Below are 22,848 nucleotides of genomic sequence, written 5' to 3' on the forward strand. Positions count from 1 at the left end.
GACGGGTCACTCCTCACCAGGGCGTGGCGCCGGTGACGCGTCGAAGAAGGGCGTCCGGGGGCCGGTGCGCAGCTGTACGGACTTCACCTCGGTGAACTCGTCGAACCCGGCCTGGCCCAGCTCGCGGCCGTAACCGCTGGCTCCCATTCCGCCGGCCGGCAGCTGCGGGGACCCGTCCAGGGTCGTATTGATCCATACGCGCCCGCTGCGCAGCCGGCGCGCCGCGCGCATGGCCTTGTCGACGTCCTTGGTCCACACCGTGTTGGCCAGTCCGTAGTCGACGGCGTTGGCCAGGTCCATGGCCTGCTCGAAGCCGGTGAAACGGGTGACGGTGAGGACGGGGCCGAAGATCTCCTCGCGGAACAGACGGCTGTCGGGACCGACACCGTCGACGACGGTCGGCGGCAGATAGTCGCCACCGCCGTGCGCGGCATCGCTCAGGACGGCTCCGCCGGTGAGGATCCGCGCGCCGTCCAGGGCCTCGTCGGTCAGGTAGTCCAGCACCTTCGTGACGTGGTCACCACTGATCAGCGGCCCGACCTCGGTGCGCTCATCGAGCGGAGCGCCGACCCGGACGCGGGCGGCACGCTCGGCCAGCCGGTCCACGAAGGCGTCGGCCACGCTTTCCTCGATCAGCAGGCGCGCCCCGGACACACAGCACTCACCCTGGTTGAAGAGCACCCCGAAGAGCACCCCGTCGACGGCGTCGTCGAGGTCCGCATCGGCGAAGACGACGCTGGCCGCCTTGCCGCCGAGCTCCAGGGAGAGTCGCGTGGCGTGTTCCCCGGACGCGGCGATGACGGCCCGGCCGGTGGCCGTGCTGCCGGTGAAGGAGAGCAGGTCGACGCCGCGGCTCCCGGCCAGTGGCCGGCCGGCGTCGCGACCGTAACCGGTGACCACGTTGACCACACCGGGCGGGACACCCGCGGCCTCGGTCAGCCGGGCCAGTTCCAGGGTGCTGCCCGAGGTCAGCTCCGAGGGCTTGATCACGGTCGTGCATCCGGCGCCGAGGGCGAACGGGAGTTTCTGGGCCACCTGCAACAGCGGGAAGTTCCACGGCGTGATCATGCCGACAACGCCGACCGGCTCCCGCACCGTCCAGGCGGTGTAGTCCTCGCCGAGGTTGGTGTGGACGTCGCCGTGTGCGGCCATGGCCAGTCCGGCGGCGTACTCGATGATGTCGACGGTGGCCGCCACATCGCCTCTGGCCAGCCGGATCGGCTTGCCGACCTCCTCGGCCTCCAGGCGGGCGAAGCGCTCGGCCCGCTCGCGCAGCAGCGCCGCCAGGCGCAGCAGCACCCGGCCTCGCTCGATACCCGTCAGCCGCGGCCAGGGACCGGTGTCGAAGGCGCGGCGGGCGGCGCTCACGGCCTCGGCGACATCGTCGGGGGTGCCCGCGGCGAACCGGGCGATGACGCGGCCACCGCTGCCGGGGGCGAGGCGTACGATCCCCTCCCCCTCGCCGGGCACCTCGATCCACCGCCCGTTCACATACTGGCCGTAAGCGCGTACCTCAGCGGTGCCCGCCAGGCCAGGCGCTTCGGCTCCTACCGATGCGCTGCTCATCGACGATCACCTCGCCCTCGGTTCTGCGCCGTCCAGAATCGATTTGTCATAGGCCTCATCCTCTTTAGTAAGCGCTTTCTAAATGGCAAGGGGTGGCCCGGGAGCCAAGGCACGCCCGGCACCCGCGCGGCCGCCCGGCTATCGGCTCTCCAGGCCCATCTGCCGACGGCCGAGGGGGGTGAGGTCCACAGTGGTGGCGCGGCCCTCGTAGTGGGTCTCGTAGTCCTCGCCTGCGAAGTCGGGCGGGCTGCCGGCGCGCAGGAACGTCTCCGCCTGCCGCTGGGCGTACGCGTCGTTCTTCGGGCAGCCGGGTGCCGCCGCGATGTACATGACGTTGCCCCAGCGGGTCATGCCGTTGACGTCGGCGACGGAGTGGACCAGGTCGGTGTGCCACCACACGGTGTCGCCCGGCTCCATGGCGGGGATCGGCGTATGGGCCTCGGCCAGCGCCGGATGCCACCGGTCGGTGACCGGCAGGGTCCGGCCGAGCGTGGCCCCGCACAGGTCGTCCTCGGCGACATCGTCCAGCAGCGGCCGGAGCATCAGATAGGCGGCGGCGCGGGCGATGGGCACGACGTGCAGCACACCGTCGGTGGGCCGCATCTCGCTGAGCGCCGTCCAGCCCTGGAAGCTACGGAAGACGCTGCACATCTGCGTCGAGGGGTACTCCTCGACCTCGGTGCGGTGAGCGGCGTCCCACGGGTCGTAGGAGCGCCAGTCGCCGGAGTAGAGGTGGCGGAAGACCCGGCGGTACGCGGGATGCAGCCAGCGCTCGATGGAGCCGGAGTCGATGTGGGCCGACAGCCCCGAGGAGGAGTCACCGGGCCGGCGGCGCCGGATGCGGTCGGCGTAGTTGACGTCCCGGGCGGGGTCGAACCAGGTGACACCGCCGCTCTCGTGCCGCCACAGGCCGTTCATGAAACGCCGGGTGGCGGCCATGTTCTCGTGCTGGCGGGCCTGGATCTGAGGCCTGGACCAGTAGATGGGGTAGATCTGCGGCCTGCTGGAGGACAGGGTGCCGAAGAAGGAGTCCGCCGGGCCGCGGTAGTTCTCCAGGAACGCGTTGCGGTCGAGGTAGCCGGCCACATCGGCGTCCCACCGCTCGGCCTGGTCGCGCGGGAAGGTCCGGCGCACCACCGCGCAGCCGCGCCGGTGGATGGCCTCCCGCGTCGCGTCGGGCACGGTGCCGTCCGCGATGTCCTCGAAGCGGACGATCGGGAAGACCTCCTCGCCGCGCTCGCGGGTGGCGGCGATATCGGCGGCCTCGCGGCGCATCTCCTCCTCGACCTCGGCGAAGACATCTGCCACGTCCCCGATCCCCCGGCGCAGCTCGGCCTTGACCTCTCGGATCGCCGCGGCGATGTCCTCGGGGACTGTGGTGTGTTGCTGGAACGTAGTCATGGATATGAGATCCCTTGGGCTGTTAGTTAGGAAGGGGTCCTGACCAAAGATTTCGCGTTAACGTAACAGCAGCGACATGCGGCCACAAGGGGTGAGATGGAAATCCGAAAAGGGCCTGGCCTGCGGGCCTTGCCGAGCATGACGTTGCTCCGCGAGCTGACCGACCAGATCGTGCTGGACACCGTTTTCGAGCAGACGCCCGTCACCCGGGCGGAGATCGCGCAGCACACCGGCATCTCCAAGACCACCGTCTCCGAGTCGGCGCGCCGGCTGGAAGCCGCGGGGCTGCTGCTGCCCGCCGGGGAGCAGCGTGGCCGCCAGGGGCGGGTGGGGACCTACTACCAGGTAGCGCCCACCGCCGGCTATGTCGTCGCGGTGGATCTCAACCCGACCCGGATCCGGCTCTGCGCGGCCGACCTGTTCGGCCACCCGTTCCAGCAGAGCGCGCTCCCGCCGGCGCAGCCACGCGAACCGGCCCGGGTCGCCGAGCGGCTGCGGGAACTGGTGGCGGACGCCGTCACCGAGGCGGGCTCCGATCACGGGCGGCTCCTGGCCGTGGCCGTGTCGGTGGCCAACCCCGTCGATCCAGCGACCTCGCGGGTCATCCCGCTGGCCGACACCCCCTACCCGGAGGGCCTGATCCAGCCCCAGGAGACGCTCGCCGACCTGGTCGAGGCCCCGATCCTGGTGGAGAACGACGTCAACCTCGCCGCCGTCGCCGAGCGCTGGCACGGCGCGGCCCGCACCACTGACAGCTTCGCCTACGTCTATATCGGCGCCGGGATGGGCATGGGCCTGGTGGTCGGCGACCAGCTGATCCGCGGGGCCCGGGGGGTGGCCGGCGAGATCGGCTACCTCAGCGTCAGCTCGCAGCCGGCCGGACCCGGTCTCGGTCGGCACGGCTTCGCCCGAGCCGTCGCCGGGGGCTTCCATCCCGAGCGCGGGCAGGACGGCGGGCAGGACGGCGACCAGGTCGCCGTCGACGTCGCCCGCCAGGTCTTCGACCGCGCGGCCCGGGGCGAGGCCGAGGCCCAGGCCGTGGTGGAGCGGGAGGGCCGCACCATCGGCGAGGCCATCGCCGCGGTGTGCGCCGTCATCGACCCCGAAGTCGTCCTGCTCGGCGGGCCCATCGGGCTGCACCCGGCCCTTCTGGAGCCGGTGCGCGCCGCGGTCCGCGACCTCGCGCCACTGCCGCCCGCCATCGAGGTCGGGACGCTCGGCGACACGGCCGTCCTCCACGGCGCGCTCGCCCTCGCCCTGCGGCGGGCCCGCACCGATCTGTGCGCGCGACCCGGTCCCGCCTCCCGGTGACGGAGGGCGGGACACCGGGTCGCCGCCGTTCGGCCCAGGAGCCGGTTTGGTAAGGACGGCTTCCTTATTAAGGGAGTCAGGGGACACCGTGCGTCACCTTCCTCGCGCCGCTCGCGTTCCCCTCGTCGCCCGCGTTCCCCTCGCCGCTCACGTTCCCCCCGTCGCACGCGTTCCTCACGGGGAAATGGCACCGGTCCCGCCATCCGCGCCGCAGCGCAGCGGGACCGGTGCCCGCCCCGGGACCGGGCGCGACTCCTGCGGTCCCGGGGCCGTCTCCGAGGGCGCCACCGAAAGCGGGCGCCCCTTCCTCGTAAGCCTCGTCTCCCCCGGGTCAGACGACATGGGCGAGGTACTGGCGGCATGCTTCGGCGAGGACCTCAGAGCCGGAGCGCTCCCACAACCGCGTGCTGAAGATCTCCACCTCGGTGAGGCCCCGGTAACCGCTCCGCTCCACCTCGCGGCGCAGCGCCCGCAGGTCGATGGCGCCCTCTCCCACCATCCCGCGGCCGGTCAGCACACCGGTGGGCAGCGGGGTCACCCAGTCACAGACCTGGAATCCGGCGATCCGCGGGCCGAGCAGCGCGAGTTCCGCGGCGAGTTCGGGGTCCCACCAGACGTGGTAGGCGTCGACGAGCACCCCCACCTGCCCGGCCGGGAACCGCTCGGCCAGCAGTCTGGCCTGACGGAGCGAAGAGATCACACCGCGGTCGGAACAGTACATCGGGTGCATCGGCTCGATCGCGAGGACCACGCCGTGCTCGCCCGCGAACGGGGCGAGTTCGGCGATGGCGTCGGCGACCATGCCACGCGCCCCCGCCAGGTCCCGGCTGCCCGGCGGCAGTCCGCCGCAGACCAGCACCAGGGTCTGCGCGCCGAGCAGGGCCGCCTCCTCGATGGCGCGGCGGTTGTCGTCGATGCGGTCCCGGCGTGCGGCGGCATCGGGGGCCGTGAAAAAGCCGCCCCGGCAGAGGCTGGTCACCTCCAGCCCCGCCGCGCGCACCAGGTGGGCGACGCGCTCGATACCGGTCCGCTGGACGGGCTCGCGCCACAGTCCGACGCCGCCGAGCCCGCTGCGCGCCGCGGCCTCGATCAGTTCGGGGAGGGGCCAGTTCTTGGCCGTCTGGGAGTTGAAGGAGAGCCTGCTCAGATCGCTCACGCCGGGACCCCGTTGGTCTGGAGGAAGGTGCGCATCCGGGCGGTGGCCAGGTCCGGGGCGCTCAGCACCCCGGCCCGGTCGGCCAGCCGGAACAGCTCGGCCAGGTGGGTCAGTGACCGTGCGCTCTGCGCTCCGCCCACCATGGAGAAGTGGTCCTGGTGCCCGTTCAGCCAGGACAGGAAGACGACACCGGTCTTGTAGTGGTGAGTCGGTGCCGTGAACAGATGGCGTCCGAGCGGGACGGTCGGCTCCATCGCGGCCCGGTAGCCGTCCACGTCTCCGCCGTCGAGCGCCTGGAGCGCCTGGGAGGCCGCCGGCGCGATGGCCGCGAAGACACCGAGCAGGGCGTCGCTGTACCCCCCGTCATCGCCTTGGATGAGCTCGCAGTAGTGGAAGTCGTCGCCCGTATAGAGCCGGACACCGTGCGGGAGACGGGCGCGGAAGGCACGTTCACGGTCGGCGTCCAGAAGCGAGAGCTTGATGCCCTCGACCCGGGAGGCGTAGGTGCCCAGCAGACCGAGGACGGTCTCGGACGCGGCGTCGAGGTCGTCGGATCCCCAGTAGCCGCGCAGCTGTGGGTCGAACATCTCGCCGAGCCAGTGCAGCACCACGGGGCCGGACGTCTGGCCGAGGACCTTCTCGTACACGCCCAGGTAGTCCTCGGGGGTGCGGGCCACCGCGGCGAGCGCGCGACTGGCCATGATCACTGGCGTTGCGCCGGTCTCCTCCACCACGGAGAACTGCTCGAGGTAGGCCGCCGTCACGTCGTCGAGGGTCGGTGTCCCGGCGGTCAGCTGATCGGTGCTGACGCCGGCCACGAGACGGCCACCGGCCGCGCGGGCCTCGGCTCCGGAGCGGCGTATCAGCTCGGCCGCGGTGGGCCAGTCCAGCCCACCGCCACGCTGGGCGGTGTCCATGGCCTCGGCGACGCCGAATCCCCAGCGCCACAGCTCGCGCCGGAAGGCCAGGGTCCGGTCCCAGTCGAGCACGGCGGGAGCGCCCGGAGTGTTGTCGCCGTACGGGTCCGCGACCACGTGCGCCGCGGCGTAGGCGACACGGCTGCGCGGCGCGGCCGGCGGAGGGGTGAACGCACCGGGTGCCCCAAGGGTGTGGAGGGCGGTCCGTCCTCCCGATACCGGGAGATGAAGGGCATGAGTCACAAGGGGCTCCTGGGGTCAGCTGGGGTCAGTCGGCCGAGGCGGAGGAGGCGAAGCCGGGCCGGCGCTTCTCCCGGAAGGCACGGACGCCCTCGGCAGCGTCGGGGCCGCGGAGGGTCTCATCGCACAGCTCGGCCAGTGCGGCACGCACGGCCGCCATTCCCTCGGTGCGCAATCGCGCCGTGGTGAACCGCTTCGTACGGCGGATGGCGTCCCGACTTCCCTCGGCGATCGTGAGGGCCAAGCGGTGCGCGGCATCGTCGACGAGATCGTCCCCGACGACCTCATGGACCAAGCCGCATCGCAGGGCGGTCCCGGAGTCGGCCTCCACGGTGGTCAGAGCGAGCAGCCCGGCCGGCTTGTGGGCCAGGGTGTACGGCGCGACGGCGGCGAAGACGGTCGGCCAGACACCGATCCGGGCTTCGGGGAGCCGGAAGGTGGCGCTCGTCCCGGCCACGGCGAGGTCGCTGACCAGTACGATCTCCGCGCCCCCGCCGACGGCGCCCGCGCGGACCGCGGAGATGACCGGCACTTCGCACCGCACGATCGCCTCCATCGCGGGAACCACCAGGCCGAGGAAGTAGTCGCGGGCCTCCCGGGCGGTGGACAGCCGGAGGAACTCGCCGATGTCGTTGCCCGCGCAGAAGGCACGGTCCGAGCCGTGCAGCACGACCGCCCGCACCCCCGGGTCGGCACTCGCCCGGCGCACCGATTCCGCCAGGCCGGTCCAGCCCGCGCCATCCATCGCGTGCAGCTTCTCCGGCCGGCCGAAGGTGATGTGCACGACCGGTCCCTGCGTGCGGGATTCCATGGCATCCTCCAGGCGGCTCTCAGCGGGGCGGCTCGGTCTCTGTAACCGCTTTCTAGCATGGGCCCCGGAGGTCACACAAGAGAACCTCACGCCCACCGGGCTTCTCCCTTTTTAAGTACGTCAGACGGCTCTTCGTGGTCCGTTGCGCTCGCCATCGAAGGCCCTCGGCGGTCGAGATAGCGCTTTCAAATCGGCCTCGCGCCCGGCGGGGGCGCTCCGACCCCCATCGCCATGGACGCTCCCTCCGTGCGAGGACAGGCTCACCACGTCGCCCTCCCGCCGGACAGATCGAAGACGGCCCCGGTCGTGTACGAGGCAGCGGGCGAGATCATGTATGCCACCAGCGCGGCGGCCTCCTCGGCGGTGCCGAGGCGGCCCATCGGAATCCTCGCGAGATCCTGGGGACCGACCGGCGTTCCGCCGAGCAAGGGGGTGTCGATCTTGCCGGGGGCGATCGCGTTGACGGTGACCGAGGTGTGCGCGTACTCGCGTGCGAGCGCCTTCACCAACCCCATGACGCCGGCTTTACTGGCGGAGTAGCCGGTCATCCCGGCGACCCCTTCCTTTCCCGCCGTCGAGGAGAAGTGCACGAGCCGACCGTGATCTGACCGTACGAGGTACGGCAGCACCGTGCGTGAGACGATGAACGCACCCGTCAGGTTCACGGTGAGCAGGCGCTGGAAATCTTCGGCACTCTCCTCCGCCGACGGCTGGACCGCCCCGAGAACGCCCGCGGTGTTGACGACGGCGTCGAGTCCCCGCATCCGTGCCACGCCCCGCCCGACGGCAGCGGCGACCGACCGCTCATCGGTCACATCCATGACGAGTTTGTCCGTCGCGTCGTCCCGCCACGTGTCCGAAGGCCGGTCGGCCCGCATGACCGTCGCCCGCCGATCACGCAGGTACTGAGCCGTCGTGCGTCCGATGCCCGAGGCCGCGCCGATGATCAGGCACCTCAGGCCGGTGAGTTCATCCGTCAAGGCCGCGCCCCCGGAAGCGTGTCGGCACGGGCGGCGGCCATGTCCGGGCCCGGGAGGAGGCGGATTCCATGGGCGCCTCGTCGACCGTTCGGCGGCCGAGCTCCGCATCGAGGAGGCCACGGCGCGCTCCCCCGTCGGCGGCGGGCAGGGTGACGGCGATACGAGCGCTCATGAGACCGCCGCCTCCGCGTCGGCGAGAGGGGTGGTCACGGCACGCTCGAACGCGCGCACAGTGCGCATGACGATCGTCTCCAGGGGCTGGGCCCAGAGGTCGTCGTTGAACACTTCGACCTCGATGGGGCCCCGGTACCCGGCTTCGGCCACGGTCCGGGTCAACGCCCGCAGGTCGATCTCGCCCTCCCCGGGCAGTAGGCGGCCGTTCATGTTCTCGGGCCCGGGAAGGGGGAGCGCGAAGTCGTTCACCTGGTATCCGGCGATGCGCTCGCCTGCCTCACGGACGCTGTCGCGCAGATCGGGATCCCAGAAGGTCGCGTAGGCGTCGAGGAGGATCCCCACCGTGTCCGCGGGGAGGTCCGCGACGATGCGCAGCGCCTGCCGGATCGTGGTGACCGCGCTGCGACTCGTGACGAACAGGGGGTGGATGGGTTCCAGCGCGAGGCGTACACCCGTGGCGCGTGCGTACGCCTCGAGGGTCTCCAGGGCGTCACGGACTCGCGCCTCGGCGAGCCGTAGGTCACGGGGGGCCGCGGGCAGGGCACCCGCTATGAAGGTCAGGCTGGGGGCTCCGACCGCCGCGGACAGATCCAGTGCGCGGCGTACGTCGTCGAGTGCCGTGCGCAGTCGCTCCCCTTCCTTGTCCGCGACGAATCCAACCCGGCACACCGAGCTGGCGCGCAGCCCGGTCTCCTCCAGCAGCCGTACGGTCGCGGGGACGCCGAGTTCGAGCACCGGCTCGACCCACAGACCGAGGTGGCGAATGCCGGCGTCGGCCGCGGCACGCGCGGTGTCCGGGAGTGCGTAGGGGCGGGTGGTGGCCTGGTTCAGGCTCAGCTCAAAGCTCACGCGGGCACCTCCGTGATGACGCGACGCCGGTGTCATGAAGGGGTTCCTGTCCGGGGGCGGGCGGCGGTGTCCGGCGCCGGGGTGTGCGCGATCGGTTCCCCCAGCTGATCGAGTGGTGTGAACGCGGTCTCTTTCGCGGTCACCGCCGAGAGGGCGGCGGCCACGGCGATGACGGCGGAGATGATCGCGACCGGTAGCCAGTTCTTCGGGTCGTCCGCGGTGAGCGCCAGGTACACGCTGGGGGCGAACCCGGCGGCGATCAGGCCGATCTGAATGCCCAGCGCCATGCCGGTCTGCCGAACCCTGAGGTGGAACATCTCGGCGAAGAAGGACGGGTAGGTGGCGTTGATCGCGGCGTAGGCGAGGGTCACCGAGCAGAACCCGGTGATGAACAGCAGCGGTGTCGACCGCGCCTGAATGGAGGCGAAGTAGGCGAAGAGCGTGGCCGCGCATCCCAGATTGCCCGCGATGAACACGGGCTTGCGTCCCACCCGGTCGGCGAGCGACGCGATCAGCGGTTGAGTGACCAAGGCACCGAGGTGGCTGACGATCAGCACCCACAGCATCGTGCTCTCGGCGATGCCGTACTCCGTCGTCGCGAACGAGAGGGCGAATACCTTGATCACGGTGTCGATCGCGAACGCCAGCGAGCAGAGGACGACACGCAGGACCGCCCCCCAGTGCGACCGGAAGACCTCCAGTACGGGAACCTTGACGAGGGTGTTCTCCTCCCTCGCTTCGACGAACGCCTCCGACTCGGCCAGTTTCGCGCGGATGATGAACCCGGCGACCGTGACGAGCGCGCTGAGGAGGAACGGTATGCGCCATCCCCAGCTGTACAGCCGCTCGTCCGGGAGCGCCGACACCGGGATGAAGACCAGTGTGGCGAGGACGAACCCGCCCACGATGCCGTTCGGTGACCAGCTCGTGAAGAAGGCCCGCCGGTGCGGTGGGGCCACCTCGATGGTCAGCACGGTCGCGGCCGCGGTTTCGCCGCCCACGGAGATCCCTTGCAGGATGCGCAGCGTCACCAGAAGGACCGGCGCCCACACACCGATGGTGGAGTACGCGGGAAGACACCCCACCAGGAAGGTACAGGTCCCCATGAGTACGAGGATCGTCACGAGCACTCTCTTGCGGCCGAAGCGGTCACCGACGTGGCCGAGCAGGACCGCGCCCACGGGGCGGGCCGCGTACGACACCGCGAAGGTGGCCATGGACGCGAGCGTCGCCACACCTCCCGCCCCGGTGGGGAAGAAGACGTGCCCGAACACCAGCGCCGCGGCGAGAGCGTAGATGTAGTTGTCGTAGTACTCGAGTGTTCCGCCGGCCATGCTGGCCATCGCCGCGCGCGTAGGGCTGTTCTCGCGCTGAGCGGCAGGGGTGTGCTGGATGCTCACTGAGCTCTCCTTCGTCGCGGAGTCATGGACGTCGGTCAGGCAGTCGGCCCTTCGGCGCGGGGGACGACGAGGGCCTTGCCGCGTCCCATGAGGCCGCCGCCGATCCGGTCCAAGAGGTCGGGGACTCGTTCGAGCCCCGCGGTGAGGTCGACGGGTACGGTGTCCAGGCCCTGGCCGACGACGATCTGCGCGGCTATCCGCAGATCCGCCGTCGAGTAGCAGAAGGAGCCGGTCAGGGTGACCTCGCGCCGCACCAGCTGATCCGGTGGCGGCAGGTGGTCGTCGTGGGACAGCCCGACGACGCAGACGGTGCCGCCATCGCGTACGGCGTCGAGCGCGGCCCGCACGGTCGCGGCCCGCCCCACGGTGTCGATGACGGCGTCCAGTCCGTGGTCGGGCCAGCCGCCCGCGGCCACGGCCGCCGCGCCTGTCCGCGCGATCGCGGTGCGCCTGGTCTCGTCGCGCTCCAGCACGGTGTGGTCCGCACCCCGGCGGCGCGCTTCGGCCACGCTCGCCATGCCGATCGGTCCGCCACCGATCACGCCCAGCCGATCGCCGTCCGCGACGCCGGCCCGCGCGACCGCGTGGACCCCCACGGCGAGGGGTTCGATCAGGCCCAGGGCACGCGGGTCGGCTCCCGGGGCGGGGACGAGCTGTCCGACGGGGACGTCGACGGTCCGTTGGAACCCGCCGTCGAGATCGACCCCCATGAGGCGGCGGCCGGCGCACCGGGCGCGGTGCCCCCGTCCGCAGTGTGCGCAGATCCCGCAGGAGACGTTGGGATCCACCGCCACGAGGTCATGGATCCCGACGCCTCGCACGTCGTCGGCTCGGGCGATGACCCGGCCGCCGAACTCATGGCCCAGTACGGTGCCGGGGCGGCCGCGTGCGGTCTGACCGCTCCACACGGTGATGTCCGTGCCGCACACCCCGACGCTCGTGACCCGCACACGAACCTCTCCGGGGCCGAGCGGGCCCGGCACCTTCCGCTCCTCGGCGCGCGCACGTCGGGGTCCCTCCCACACGATCGCCGTATGGACGGCGGCACTCACGCCCGGGTCGCAATCGACGACAGCGCGGACTCGGCCGCGCGGCGTCCGAACACGAAGCCGAACACGATTCCGCCGACGTAGCGCAGATCCTGCGCGCCGCCCGCGTCGGCTCCGGCCGCGAACAGGCCGGGCACCGCCTGTCCGGAGCGGTCCAGCACACGGCTGTCGCCATCGACCCGCAGGCCGCCGAAGGGGATGGTGATGCACGGCTGGATCTCGACGGCCCGGAAGGGAGGGGTCGCCAGCGGCGAGGGCCGCAGCGGGAGCGGTGCGTCCAGCGGCACGTCCGCGCCCTCCGAGGCGCGGCGGTATGCCTCGAGCGTCCGCCTCAGCCCGGCACCGTCGACACCCCAGCCCGCGACGGTCCCGATCAGGCCCTCGATCGAGTCGGCCGCCGCGGTGCGCGCGCCGAGTTCCGTCGCCTCGGCGTGCCGGTCGAGGGCCATTCCGCTCGGATACGGCACCGCCAGGGCCCGCTTCCGCTGAACCTCGTCGTCCCAGATCAGCACGGCGCGATGGCCGGGCTGACGTACCAGCAGCTGGTTGGAGACCTCATCGCCCAGCGACTCGTCCGTGAAACGGCGGCCCTGCCGGTTGACGATGATCCCGTACGCGGAGCAGTACAGCGTCAGACGCAGGAACACCCGCGCGTCGACCGTCAGCGGGCTCGGCAGCGTATGGCCGTAGAAGGCGGAGAGGTGCCGGCTGGCCGCCCCGCCGGCCGACCGGCCGAGTCGGAAACCGTCGCCCACCGAGTGCGGGTTACTGCGCACGGCGATGTCGTCGGCGCCGAACCCGATGAACGACTGCCTCAGCTCGGGATCCCCCTGGAAACCCCCGGTGGCCAGCACGACGCCGCCCCTCGCATACGCCTCGACGCATTCGCCCCGGTGACGGAAGCGCACACCCATCACGGCGTCGCCTTCGGTGCGCAGCTCGACCCGCGACACGTTCGTGAGCAGGTCACCGGAGTCCGCGATCTCACGAGCCCACACCTCGAAGAGGCGGGCAATGTCGATCTTGCAGGCGCGCCCCCACTCGAGGTGGTCACGCCATTCGTCACTGACCGAGGCTCCTGACGCGCGCACATCGTCGACGGCCTGTTCGTAGCCCTTCACGACCAGCGAACCGAGTTCGGGGTCCCCGTCCGGCTGGATCCGTCGCAGGACGTCGAGGTCGGGCGCGGTCCACAGGATGCCCGCGGACAGCGCGGCCGATCCTCCGGGGGTGTCCGCCTTCTCCAGCACGAGCACCCGCGCCCCCAGGTCGGCCGCGCGATGGGCGGTGGCGAGTCCGGCAGCGCCGGCACCGACCACGATGAGGTCATACGTTCGGACTTCGTCGCTCACTCGTCTCTCCTGTCGAGAGTGCGGAAAACGTTCGCTGTAAGCGCTGGTGCCCCTGGAAACACTGTGGGGAACGTTTTCCGCAAGCTACGCAGTGTGGGAAACTGTGTCAACAGATCGACGTGGTGAAACAACGGCGGAACACGAAACGGAGGGTTCGACGGTGGCGACACTGCGCGATGTGGCGGAGCTGGCGAACGTGTCGGTCACAACGGCGTCGCGTGTCCTCAACGGGGCCGACGAGAGTCATCCCGTCTCATCGAGGGTGCGCGCCTCGGTCGTCTCCGCCGCGGCAACGCTCGGCTACCGCCGCAGCGCCGCGGGACGGGCCCTGAAGAACGGTCACAACAACCTCATCGGCGTTGTCGCGAGCGACATCCTGGACCCCTACTTCGCCGAGATGATCAGGGGCATCGAGATCGCCGCCGCGGAGTGCGGGTACGTGACCGTCCTCGCGAACGCCAACCGCGACCCTTACCAGGAGCGCACCAAGTTCCAGGTCCTCCGCGAGCACGGGGCGTCCGGAATCGTCTTCTGCGGCAGCGACATCGAGGGCTCTCCCGGCACGGCGGACCTGGCCCGGGAGGTCAACCGAGCGGTGGGCGAGGGCACACGGGTCGTGAGCCTCGCGCCACGCGGCTTCGTGTCGACCCAGATCGTCGTGGACAACGAAGCGACCGCGTACAGCCTCACCAAGCACATGCTCGGCCTGGGGTACCGCGACATCGTCTTCGCCGGAGGGCTTCCCGGCCTGACCGCGGCCGAGCTGCGCATCCAGGGATACCAGCGCGCCATGTACGAGTTCGACCAACTGCCGCGCGTCGTCGGCCGGGACGGCATGAGCCAGAAGACCGGCCGCGAGGCGACCCAGCAGCTGCTCCGTGTCCCCAACACACCGGACTCGATCATCTGCACCAACGATGAGACCGCGATCGGCTCCCTCGCGGCCATCTGGCAAGCGGGTCTGCGCATCCCTGACGACATCGCGATCGCGGGCATCGGTGGAACAGCCACGGGCCGCGTGTTCGACCTGACGACGATCGAGCTTCCCCTGGCCGAGCTGGGCCGACTCGCGGTCGAGTACATCGTGCGCAAGTCCGACGCGCCGCCGACCGCTCCCGCCTGCACACTCCGCGAGGGCAGGACCACACAGGCGGTGCGCGACCCCGTCTAGGCCGGTGCCACTCCGTGACGGCGCCGCCGATCCGCTTCGCGTCACCGGAGCGATGCCCCCGCTCCGCGGCCGGACGCGTTCGCGTCCTGCCGGGGGGCATGGCGTGCGGCGATGCCCGTCGTGGCCACAAGCGCGGCCAGGGCCAGAGCGATGGCCACCCATGGAGTACGGGCGGGGTCGCCATGGTCGAGAACGAGGCCGCCGGCGAAGGAGGCGGTGGCGATGCCCGCGTTGAAGGCGGCGATGTTCAGGCCGCTGGCCGCCTTCTCCGCTCCTGGGCCATGGACGGAGGCGAGGGCCACCGCGTGGGTCTGCACCGCGGGAGAGATCAGGAAAGCGAAGACACCCCAGACGGCGATGTTGACCGCGATGGCGGCCGAGTGGCCCTGGGTGGCCAGGAGCGCGACCAGGGACACGATCAGGCCGGTCAGTGCCGTGCGGATGGTGAGGACGGCGCCGCGGCGGTCGGTCAGCCGTCCGCCGACCAGGTTCCCGGCCACGGTGGCGGCGCCGAACAGCACCAGAATCCAGGTGACCGCCGGCGCGGTGTATCCGGCGTGCCGGGTGAGCAGGGGTTCCAGGTAGGTGAAGACAGCGAAGGTGGCGCCGAAGCCCAGGGCGGTGACGACATAGGTGAGCGCGAGTGGTCGGTACGCCAGCAAGGCGAGCTGTTCACGCAGGAGTACGCCTCGTTCGCCGGAGGCGGACGGGAGCACTGCCCAGAGGGTGAGGGCGGCGGCCAGACCGAGCGCGGCGACGAGGGTGAAGGTGGCGCGCCAGCCGATGGCCGTGCCGATCGCGGTGCCGGCGGGGACACCGATGACCATGGCGACGGTCAGGCCGAGGAACATCAGGGCGATCGCCCGGCCGGCCTTGTCCTTGGGGACCAGAGAGGCGGCGACGGGAGCGCCGAGGGCGAAGACGGTTCCGTGGGCGGCCCCGGCGGCGGCGCGGCCGAGCATGAGGCCGGTCAGGTTCGGGGAGACGGCGACGGCGAGGTTGCCGAGGGCGAACAGGGCCATGAGCCCGGCGAGCATGGCGCGGGAGTCGTAGCGGCTCAGCCAACTCGTCAGAAGCGGGGAGAACACCGTGATGGCCAGGGCATAGACGGTCACCAGCAGACCGGCGGTGCCGAGGTCCGCGTGGACGTCGGCGGCGATGGCCGGGAGCAGGCCGACGAGGACGAACTCGCTTATGCCGATAGCGAAGGCGGCGAGGGTGAGGGAGAGCAGGCGGAACATCCAAGGGTCCTTCGTATGGGGACGGCCGACGGGCCGGGCCCGTCGGCCGGGGCGGTCAACGCAGAGCCGCGGCACCAAGGCGGGCGAGCTCCTCATCGGCCTCCACCGAGGCCCCGGCGACACCGACCGCGCCGATGCCCTGGTCCGCCCGGCGCAGCTGCACGCCGCCGCCGAAGCTGATCAGGCCGCCGTTCGTGTGCTCCAGGGTGTAGATCGCGCCGCCCGGCCGCGCACCCTGACCCAGGACGTCGCTGTCGGTGCCGAACAGTGCCGCGGTGCGGGCCTTTTTGATGCTCACGTCGATCGGCCCGGCCAGCGCGCCGTCCATCCGGTGGAAGGCCACGAGGTGGCCGGCCTGGTCGACGACCGCGACGCTGACCGCGACCCCCCGCTGCCGAGCGGCCGTGGTGACCTCCTCCACGACCCGCTGCACGGACTCCATCATCGATTCCTCCATGTTGAATAAACCAGCGCATGAGCTGGCTCTCATCTAGCGATGCTGAACGGCTCCACCCTACGGGCCCGTTTTCATATGTCAAACTCCATAGCTAGAATCAGTACTCGGATTCCACAATGATGAATGGGAGTGGGAATGATCCAGTCGGTGCAACGTGCGTTCCAGCTCCTGGAGGCCATCGCGGCCGCCCCTCGCGGGGCCCGGCTCAGCGACATCGCGGATGCCGCCCATCTGAACCGCAGCACCACGCACAACCTGCTGGCCACACTCCAGGAGCTCGGCTACGTCGCCCAGCCCACCCGCGGCGGCGTCTACACCCTCACCGACCGCCTCACCGACCTCGCCCGCGGCGCTTCAGTCGCCGACGACCTGCTGCGCGAACGCCTCCACCCCGCCCTGGAGAAGATCACCCAGGACACCGGGGAGACCTGCTATCTGGCCGTCCCAGCCGGTGCCCAGTACCTCTGTCTCGACGCCGTGGAGGCACCGGCCCCACTGCGACTGACCATCCCGATCGGCGGCCGCGAGCCTCTCCTCTCCACCGCCATCGGCCACGCTCTCCTGTCCGGCCGCCCCGATCTGCGCAACCGCCTCGCGGACGACGATCCCGCAGCCTGGAAGAGGGCCGCCGACGGCCTGGAGCAGGCCCGCGCCGACGGCTACGCCCTCGATCTGGCCGGCTACCACCCGGACATCTCCTGCGCGGCCGTACCCCTGTGGGAAGACGACCGGGCACGTGCCGCCATCGCCGTCGCCGGGCCCACCACACGACTGCCGGAAGCCCGCCTGCGCCGGATCGCCACCCACATCCGGGAGACCGTGACCGGCCAACCGAGCCCCTGAAACCCAGCGGGCCCACCCCGCATTCGGGGTGGGCCCCTCTTCCGGGCTCCGGGTCATGCCGAACGTACGGACCCCAGGACGTCGGCCGTGTGCTCGCCCAGCAGCGGCGCGGCGGCCGACGGCTGGAGGAGGCGTCCCGCCGCTTCCAGGGGCAGGCCCGCGTACTCGTGTGTCCCTGCCTCCGGATGTGTCAGGGCGGCGAACCATCCGCGATGCCTGAGCTGTGGGTCCTCGAACAGGTCCCGGCCGTCGTGCACGGGTGCGGCGGGGACACCGGCCCGCTGGAGACGCGTGGCCAGGCGCGTCTTGTCGTATTCGCGCGTCGCCTCCGACAGGCGCCGTTCGATCTCCTCCGCCTTCGCCTTCCGCGCCGTCGTTTCCGCCAGCGACGTGTCGCGGGCCCAGTCGGTCCAGCCCAGTGCCGAGCACAGCGCGGACCACTGGTCCGCCGTGTGCACAGCGATCGCGATCCACTGGTCCTCGCCCTCGCAGCGGAACGCGTCGTGGGGGAAGGCGGAGGGAATCGCGTTGCCCCGCAGCACCGGGTCGGTCCCCGTCGAGAGGGAATCGAGGATGATGTCGCCGATCCAGGACATGGCCGCTTCGCGCTGAGCGACCTCGACATACTGCGCCTGCTGTGTGCGGTCCCGGTGCGCCAGCGCGGTGACGGCCGCCGCCGCGCCCGCCAGCCCGCCCATGGGATCGAGATACGCGGAGCCCGACCCCAGCGGTCCGGATTCCTCGTCGTATCCGATCAGTGCGGTGATACCGGCCATCGCCTCCATCGTCTGTCCGTAGGCACGGTGGTGCCGGAGCGGCCCCGTGGTTCCGAAACCCGACATCTCGACCATGACGATGGAGGGGTTGATCTCGCGGAGTGTGTCGAAGCCGAGCCCCAGGCGTTTCATGGTGTCCGGGGTGAAGTTGGTGACCACCAGATCACTCTCCCGGCACAGGTCATGGGCCTGCCGACGGCCGATGTCCGTCTTCAGGTCCAGCAGCACCGACTTCTTGTCCAGGTTCTGGGCGTTGAACCACGCGTTGCGGTTGTACGGGCGGTCACCGGGCTCGCCGTTCGGGTAGAACTCGGTGGCGGTGGGGGCGTCGGCGGGGCCCCGCCAGGCGTCCATCCTGGAGGCGCTCTCCACCTTGAGAACCTCCGCGCCCAGCAGGGCGAGAATACGGGTGGCGAGCGGCCCCGACCAGGCCGTGGTGAAGTCCACTACGCGCGTACCCCGCAGCGGCCGCCCGGGTTCCACCGTCCCGCCCGGATGCCGGTCGCGCGTGGGCAGGGCGGCCGGTACGCCACCACCGGTGCCGCGTGCGGTTCCCGGCTCATAGCTCGCGGGCCGCCACAGCGGACCCAGCACGAGGTGCTTTCGGCCCTGGAATTCGGCGTGCCGCCAGAAGTCCCTGCTCAGCAGCTGCGGATCGGTTCCGAGCTCGGTCGGGGTGCGGACCGGGGACATGACCAGACGGTGGTCCAGTGCGGCCTGGAGGAGGGCTTCCCGGCTACGGCCTCGTGCCCGCTCCTGGATCCGCGCGAAAGCTGACGGGATGTCTCGCATGAAGTCGGGCCATGAGGAGAACAGCGGTGAATCCACCAGATCGTCGGCGCCCACGGCGGTGAGCAACTCACTCAGCCGGCCCTCCATGGCGAAGGCGGTCATCCAGCCGTCCGCACAGCGGATGCGGCCCTTGGGCCGGTTCAGCTCGCCGCGCTGTGCGATCGTCGCGCTGTAGGCCCATTGGATGGCGAAGTTCTGTTCCATCGCCGCCGCCGCCTCATGCACCGCGACCCGCACGATCTCCCCCGCGGCTCCGGCCGCCCCGGCCGCCTCGACGGCTCCGACGGCCGGACGGGCGAGCAGCCTCGCCGCGAGTGACACATAGAGGAAGAGACCGGCCGCGATGTACGCGCGATTGCCCGTGCCGTAGAGCGGTGGGCGCCCGGCCAGGCCCGTGTAGTGCATGGATCCGGACAGTGCCTGGTGGATGAGTTCCGATCCGTGCCAGTCGCGGTACGGACCCTGGTCGGCGAAGTCGGTGGCGACCGCGACCAGTGCGTGCGGGGCCAGGCCGGCGGCGATCGCGGCTTCGCCGTGGTCGGACACCACCACGACGTCGACGTCCCGCGCGCCCTGTCCCAGGGCGCTCTCCCAGCCGCCGGTGGGACAGGGCTGGACCGACTTGGTGTGGTTGAGGTGCACATCCATGGCCGGGGACACGCCGACGAGTGTCGACGGGCGGCGCAGCAGAGTGACGGCTGCCCCGTGGTCGGCGAGCAGTCGGGCGGCGAATTGACCTGCGATGGTGTCCGACACGTCCATGACGCGCACTCCCTGGAAGGGGAGGCGGTCCGCCGGCCCGCGCCGGCCTGCGTCGGCTGGACCATCCGTGGGAAAGTCGACCTTCACGGTCGGTGTCTCCGTTCTGGTGGGCGGCGGGTGAGGGCACCTTGCCGCCGGCTTGGCGCCTGTCGTCCTACTTGCCGACGAACACAGCGGGCCGCTTCTCCAGGAATGCCCGTGCGGCTTCGGCGGCGTCCTCGGTCTCGGCGCAGCGGGAGTGCCTGACCGCCTCGTTGTCCAACGCCTGCTCAAAGCCGATGTACTCGCTCTCGACGAGGTTCTGCTTCATCAGGCGCAGGGCCACCGGTGCGGAGGCCGCCAGATCCTCGGCTACCGCGCGGACGCGCTCCAGGAGCTGTTCGGCCGGCCAGACCTTCGAGACCAGCCCGATACGAAGCGCCTCCTGGGCGTCGAACGGCTCGGACAGCAAGTACTTCTCCCGCGCCCGTCCGATCCCGATGATCCGCGGCAGGGTCCAGGTCCCGCCGAAGTCGCCGGACAGCCCGGCGCCCCGGAAGGCGGCGTTGAAGCGGGCTCGGTCCGCGGCGAACCGCAGGTCGGTCGCGCAGGCCCAGGACAGTCCGGCCCCCGCGCAGGCGCCGTTGATCGCGGAGATGGTCACCGCCGGCATCGAGTGCAGGAGCGCGGCCGTCTCCATGTAGCCCCGCAGCTGTGCGGCGGCGGAGGCGCCGCGAAGGGATCCGGTGACCGCGCCCCCCGGGCCCTCGGCCAGGTCTCCGCCCGCGCAGAAACCCCGGCCCGCTCCGGTGAGGATCACGACCTTGACCGCCGGGTTCTCCGCGAGTGCGGAGAACGCCTTGTGGGCCTGTTCCAGCAGGTCACCGGTCATCGTGTTCAGCTTCTCGGGACGGTTGAGCGTCACCAGGGCAACCCCGGTGCTGTCGATGTCGCTGGTCACCAGAGTGGGCACCATCATCTCCTCGTCGGTCTTCGTCAGGGTTCTCACCGTGTCCGTGCGCGCCCTTCCCGGAATGAGCCGGCGGCCGATACGGCGGCGGCCGGCTCGGGGGTGTGGGCGATGGGTGTGCTCGCTTTGGCGCCTCGCCCGCTGAGCTGGGCGATCGTCATGACCAACAGAGGGGTCAGGATGGCGATATAGGCGTTGTCGATACCGAAGGGATCGCCCGCCAGGTACCAGCCGACGACCGCGGGCAGGGACAGACAGAGGGAGACCAGGGCACCCTGCCGGGAGCCGTACGACGGCCGGTAGAACATCAGGACGACGAAGACGGCCAGGGAGGCCCGGAGTGCCTTGGCGAGGAACGTCACGCCGAGCACGTCCGACGCGAACAGCGCCGCCGCCACCGGGATCAGCCCGCAGCCGAGGGTGGCGAGCCGGGCGAATCGCACGGCCTTCCTCTCGTCGCCCGAGGTATTGAAGTACGGCTGGTAGAAGTCCTTCAGCAGCAGCGTGGAAGAGCCGATCGTCAGGGCGGATATGAGGCCGAACACTGACGCGATCAGTCCGGTGACCGCGACGCCCTGAAGGAACGGGCTGAGGTCGACGACCATGGACGGAAGTGCCTGGAGGCTGTCGATGTCGGGGTGCACCACGGCCGCGCAGACACCGATGAATGCCGCGAGGACGCCGTAAGGGATCAGGACGAGACTGGTGTACAGGCCCGCGTTCCTCGCCTTGCCCTCGTCGTCGACCGCGGTCATCGCCTGCACCACGTATTGGGTCGCGAACATGGCGCCGCCGCCGGCGACGAGCCAGGCGCCCATCTGGTTCCAGCCGACTCCGTCCCAGTCGAGCATCCGCGACGGCAAGGAGACCTGGATGCCTTCGTAGCCCCCCGCGGCGAAGTACGCGGACACCGCGACGACGACGATCCCCACCACCTTGACGATGACGTTGATCAGGTTGGTGTAGATGACGGAGCGCATACCGCCGATCACCACGTAGACGCTCGACAGCACACCAACGATCACGACGGCCCAGCCGGCGTCGATCCCGAGCAGCGTCGAGATCATCGCTCCGCCGCTCACATAGGCCGCGGTGGCCACCAGCAGGAGTGACGCGATCATGGTCACCGAAGCCGCACGCCGCACGCCCGCTCCGTATGCCCGTTCCAGGGCGCCGGAGATGGTCACCTCGTCGAGCTGCTTGAATCGCTTCGCGAACAGTACGGCGAAGACGATGAACCCGATTCCGAGCGCACCGAGGTTCCAGGCGGCGGAGATACCGTCAGCGTAGGCTCCCTGGGCCGTCCCGATACTGGCCGAGGTGCCCACGACTTCGGAGGCCATGAACAGACCGATCACCGCTGCGGGGAAGACCCGGCCGCCGCGGACGAATCCTTCCGACGTCGCGCCGGCCTTACGGGCGATGACGCTCACCGCTGCGATGAGCATGATGTAGGCCACCACCATCAGGGCGACTATCTGGAAAGACGACACTGTTTCTCCTTCGGTTCAGCGGGACCCGGCGAGGTGGTCCTTGACATGAGCCCCCCACAGGACGCTGTTGACCAGCCCGGTTCCGTCGGCGGTGGCGAGCATTTCCGCGTCGTCGCGGAAGGCGGCGACTCCGGTACCGGTGTCCAATCCGTGTCCGGCGCACATGGACAGCAGTTCCGTGCACGCCCGCACGGCGGTGGTGCAGGCATGTGCCTTGGCTCCGCTGGCCAGTGCGGCGGCAGAGGGGTGCCCGGTCTGGACGGCGGTGGCGGCGTGGTAGGCGAGCAGCCGCGCGCCCAGCAGCTCGGCCGCGATACCCCCCACTCGATGGGTGGTCAGGTCCAGGTCGGCGACCCGTGAGCCGCGGGCGGTGCGGGTCGTCAGATGCCGTGTCGTCCCGGCCAGTGCCTCGTAGGCCAAGGCCACGGCTTGGACGGCGACCAGTACGCGCGCCACCCCGAAGCCCGCCTTCGCTCCTGCCGCGCCGTCTTCGGCGAGCATCCGCCAGCGCTCCACCTCCACCTCGTGGAACTCGATTGAGCCGAAGGTGAGATGGCGCAAGCCGTGGGTCCGGAGAGGACGGCGCTCCACACCCGGGGCCGCCAGGTCGACGAGCACCCGTACGGAGCGGCCCTGTTCGTCCGCGGCCAGGACGACGGCGGTGTCCGCCGTCATCGCATGGGTGACCCAGTCCTTGCGCCCGGTGAGGACGAGTCCCCCTCGGCCCGGACTCACGGTGGTGGCGGGGTTCTTGATGCTGCTGCCACCGCGCGGCTCGGTAACCGCCACAGCGCCGATGCTGGTCCCTTCGAGCAGGCCGGGCAGCACTCGTCGTTTCGCCTGAGGGCTTCCGGCGGCGGTGATGAACCGCTGGACGCTGTGGTTGGAGAGGAAGGGCACGGCACTCGCGATTCCCTCGGTCAGCGACGCGAACTGAACGAGGGTGAGGCCGGCTCCATTCGCTTCCTCCGGGATCGTCGACCCCAGGTATCCCGTCGGCCTCAGCTTGCCGAAGATCTCCAGCAACTGATCGCGCGACCATGGTGTGGTGTCCGGATACGTCCTGCGGATCGTGGTGGCGACGGCCCGTCCCGTATCCACCCACTGGCTGTCCCGTCCCGGGACGTCAGGCTCGAGCTCCATTGCGCGGCTCCGTTC

Annotated in this window: 20 protein-coding genes; 3 read left to right on the forward strand and 17 right to left on the reverse strand. The window is 70.8% G+C overall.

Annotation, left to right across the window (positions count from 1 at the left end):
* Positions 1-6: 6 nt before the first annotated feature.
* Together J2Z30_RS05455 and J2Z30_RS05460 are read right to left on the reverse strand one after the other, a co-directional pair.
* Positions 7-1,566 (reverse strand): aldehyde dehydrogenase family protein, encoded by a 1,560-nt coding sequence (locus tag J2Z30_RS05455; protein WP_044578521.1) that lies wholly within the window; start codon positions 1,564-1,566, stop codon positions 7-9.
* A 138-nt stretch (positions 1,567-1,704) separates the two neighbouring features.
* A complete protein-coding gene (locus J2Z30_RS05460) occupies positions 1,705-2,967 on the reverse strand; it encodes a DUF1479 domain-containing protein (RefSeq protein ID WP_044578520.1) in 1,263 nt (420 codons plus the stop codon).
* Between the two features lie 138 nt (positions 2,968-3,105).
* On the opposite strand from J2Z30_RS05460, the gene J2Z30_RS05465 reads away from it, so the two are divergent.
* Positions 3,106-4,278 (forward strand): ROK family transcriptional regulator, encoded by a 1,173-nt coding sequence (locus tag J2Z30_RS05465; protein WP_052701710.1) that lies wholly within the window; start codon positions 3,106-3,108, stop codon positions 4,276-4,278.
* Between the two features lie 331 nt (positions 4,279-4,609).
* Here J2Z30_RS05465 and J2Z30_RS05470 read toward each other — a convergent pair whose 3' ends face one another.
* From J2Z30_RS05470 to J2Z30_RS05510, 9 genes are all read right to left on the reverse strand, one after another.
* Positions 4,610-5,434: a sugar phosphate isomerase/epimerase family protein gene (locus J2Z30_RS05470; RefSeq protein WP_044578516.1), complete on the reverse strand. Its 825-nt coding sequence runs from the start codon at positions 5,432-5,434 to the stop codon at positions 4,610-4,612.
* Complete coding sequence (locus J2Z30_RS05475; protein WP_044578513.1) at positions 5,431-6,594, reverse strand: dihydrodipicolinate synthase family protein; 1,164 nt, start codon at positions 6,592-6,594, stop codon at positions 5,431-5,433. Before J2Z30_RS05475 ends, J2Z30_RS05470 begins: the two co-directional genes overlap by 4 nt.
* 25 nt (positions 6,595-6,619) lie before the next feature.
* Entirely contained in the window at positions 6,620-7,402 is a 783-nt protein-coding gene (locus J2Z30_RS05480; protein WP_044578511.1) for an enoyl-CoA hydratase/isomerase family protein, read from the reverse strand.
* A 260-nt stretch (positions 7,403-7,662) separates the two neighbouring features.
* Entirely contained in the window at positions 7,663-8,382 is a 720-nt protein-coding gene (locus tag J2Z30_RS05485; RefSeq protein ID WP_044578509.1) for an SDR family NAD(P)-dependent oxidoreductase, read from the reverse strand.
* Positions 8,372-8,554 (reverse strand): hypothetical protein, encoded by a 183-nt coding sequence (locus tag J2Z30_RS05490; RefSeq protein ID WP_209468565.1) that lies wholly within the window; start codon positions 8,552-8,554, stop codon positions 8,372-8,374. The genes J2Z30_RS05485 and J2Z30_RS05490 overlap by 11 nt, the downstream gene beginning before the upstream one ends.
* Positions 8,551-9,405, reverse strand: a complete 855-nt coding sequence (locus J2Z30_RS05495) for a sugar phosphate isomerase/epimerase family protein (protein WP_052701709.1) — start codon at positions 9,403-9,405, stop codon at positions 8,551-8,553. Before J2Z30_RS05495 ends, J2Z30_RS05490 begins: the two co-directional genes overlap by 4 nt.
* A 32-nt stretch (positions 9,406-9,437) precedes the next feature.
* Entirely contained in the window at positions 9,438-10,805 is a 1,368-nt protein-coding gene (locus J2Z30_RS05500; RefSeq protein WP_044578503.1) for an MFS transporter, read from the reverse strand.
* A gap of 35 nt (positions 10,806-10,840) precedes the next feature.
* On the reverse strand, positions 10,841-11,857 hold the full coding sequence (locus tag J2Z30_RS51300; RefSeq protein ID WP_078957049.1) for a zinc-dependent alcohol dehydrogenase: 1,017 nt from the start codon (positions 11,855-11,857) through the stop codon (positions 10,841-10,843).
* Positions 11,854-13,206 (reverse strand): FAD-dependent oxidoreductase, encoded by a 1,353-nt coding sequence (locus J2Z30_RS05510; RefSeq protein WP_044578500.1) that lies wholly within the window; start codon positions 13,204-13,206, stop codon positions 11,854-11,856. Before J2Z30_RS05510 ends, J2Z30_RS51300 begins: the two co-directional genes overlap by 4 nt.
* A gap of 160 nt (positions 13,207-13,366) precedes the next feature.
* Here J2Z30_RS05510 and J2Z30_RS05515 point away from each other — a divergent pair, with 160 nt between their 5' ends.
* The gene (locus tag J2Z30_RS05515; protein ID WP_052701708.1) at positions 13,367-14,377 is read left to right on the forward strand and encodes a LacI family DNA-binding transcriptional regulator; all 1,011 of its coding nucleotides are present in this window, start codon (positions 13,367-13,369) and stop codon (positions 14,375-14,377) included.
* A gap of 41 nt (positions 14,378-14,418) precedes the next feature.
* On the opposite strand, the gene J2Z30_RS05520 is transcribed toward J2Z30_RS05515, so the two are convergent.
* Together J2Z30_RS05520 and J2Z30_RS05525 are read right to left on the reverse strand one after the other, a co-directional pair.
* A complete protein-coding gene (locus tag J2Z30_RS05520) occupies positions 14,419-15,618 on the reverse strand; it encodes an MFS transporter (protein WP_044578498.1) in 1,200 nt (399 codons plus the stop codon).
* A 55-nt stretch (positions 15,619-15,673) separates the two neighbouring features.
* Positions 15,674-16,063 carry a GlcG/HbpS family heme-binding protein gene (locus tag J2Z30_RS05525; protein WP_044582240.1) on the reverse strand — a complete coding sequence of 130 codons (390 nt, stop codon included), beginning with the start codon at positions 16,061-16,063 and terminating at the stop codon, positions 15,674-15,676.
* Positions 16,064-16,210: 147 nt separating this feature from the next.
* Between J2Z30_RS05525 and J2Z30_RS05530 the strand changes: the two genes are divergently transcribed.
* Positions 16,211-16,918, forward strand: coding sequence for an IclR family transcriptional regulator (locus J2Z30_RS05530; protein WP_052701707.1), 708 nt, complete (start codon positions 16,211-16,213; stop codon positions 16,916-16,918).
* Positions 16,919-16,971: 53 nt separating this feature from the next.
* Here J2Z30_RS05530 and J2Z30_RS05535 read toward each other — a convergent pair whose 3' ends face one another.
* From J2Z30_RS05535 to J2Z30_RS05550, 4 genes are all read right to left on the reverse strand, one after another.
* Positions 16,972-19,335 carry a CaiB/BaiF CoA-transferase family protein gene (locus J2Z30_RS05535; protein ID WP_308279766.1) on the reverse strand — a complete coding sequence of 788 codons (2,364 nt, stop codon included), beginning with the start codon at positions 19,333-19,335 and terminating at the stop codon, positions 16,972-16,974.
* A gap of 67 nt (positions 19,336-19,402) precedes the next feature.
* Complete coding sequence (locus J2Z30_RS05540) at positions 19,403-20,236, reverse strand: enoyl-CoA hydratase/isomerase family protein (protein WP_052701705.1); 834 nt, start codon at positions 20,234-20,236, stop codon at positions 19,403-19,405.
* Positions 20,233-21,690, reverse strand: coding sequence for a sodium:solute symporter family protein (locus J2Z30_RS05545; protein ID WP_078957046.1), 1,458 nt, complete (start codon positions 21,688-21,690; stop codon positions 20,233-20,235). Before J2Z30_RS05545 ends, J2Z30_RS05540 begins: the two co-directional genes overlap by 4 nt.
* 15 nt (positions 21,691-21,705) lie before the next feature.
* Complete coding sequence (locus tag J2Z30_RS05550) at positions 21,706-22,833, reverse strand: acyl-CoA dehydrogenase family protein (protein WP_044578490.1); 1,128 nt, start codon at positions 22,831-22,833, stop codon at positions 21,706-21,708.
* Between the last annotated feature and the right edge of the window lie 15 nt (positions 22,834-22,848).

Source organism: Streptomyces iranensis, from assembly GCF_017874715.1.
In the GTDB taxonomy this organism is placed as follows: Bacteria; Actinomycetota; Actinomycetes; order Streptomycetales; family Streptomycetaceae; genus Streptomyces; species Streptomyces iranensis.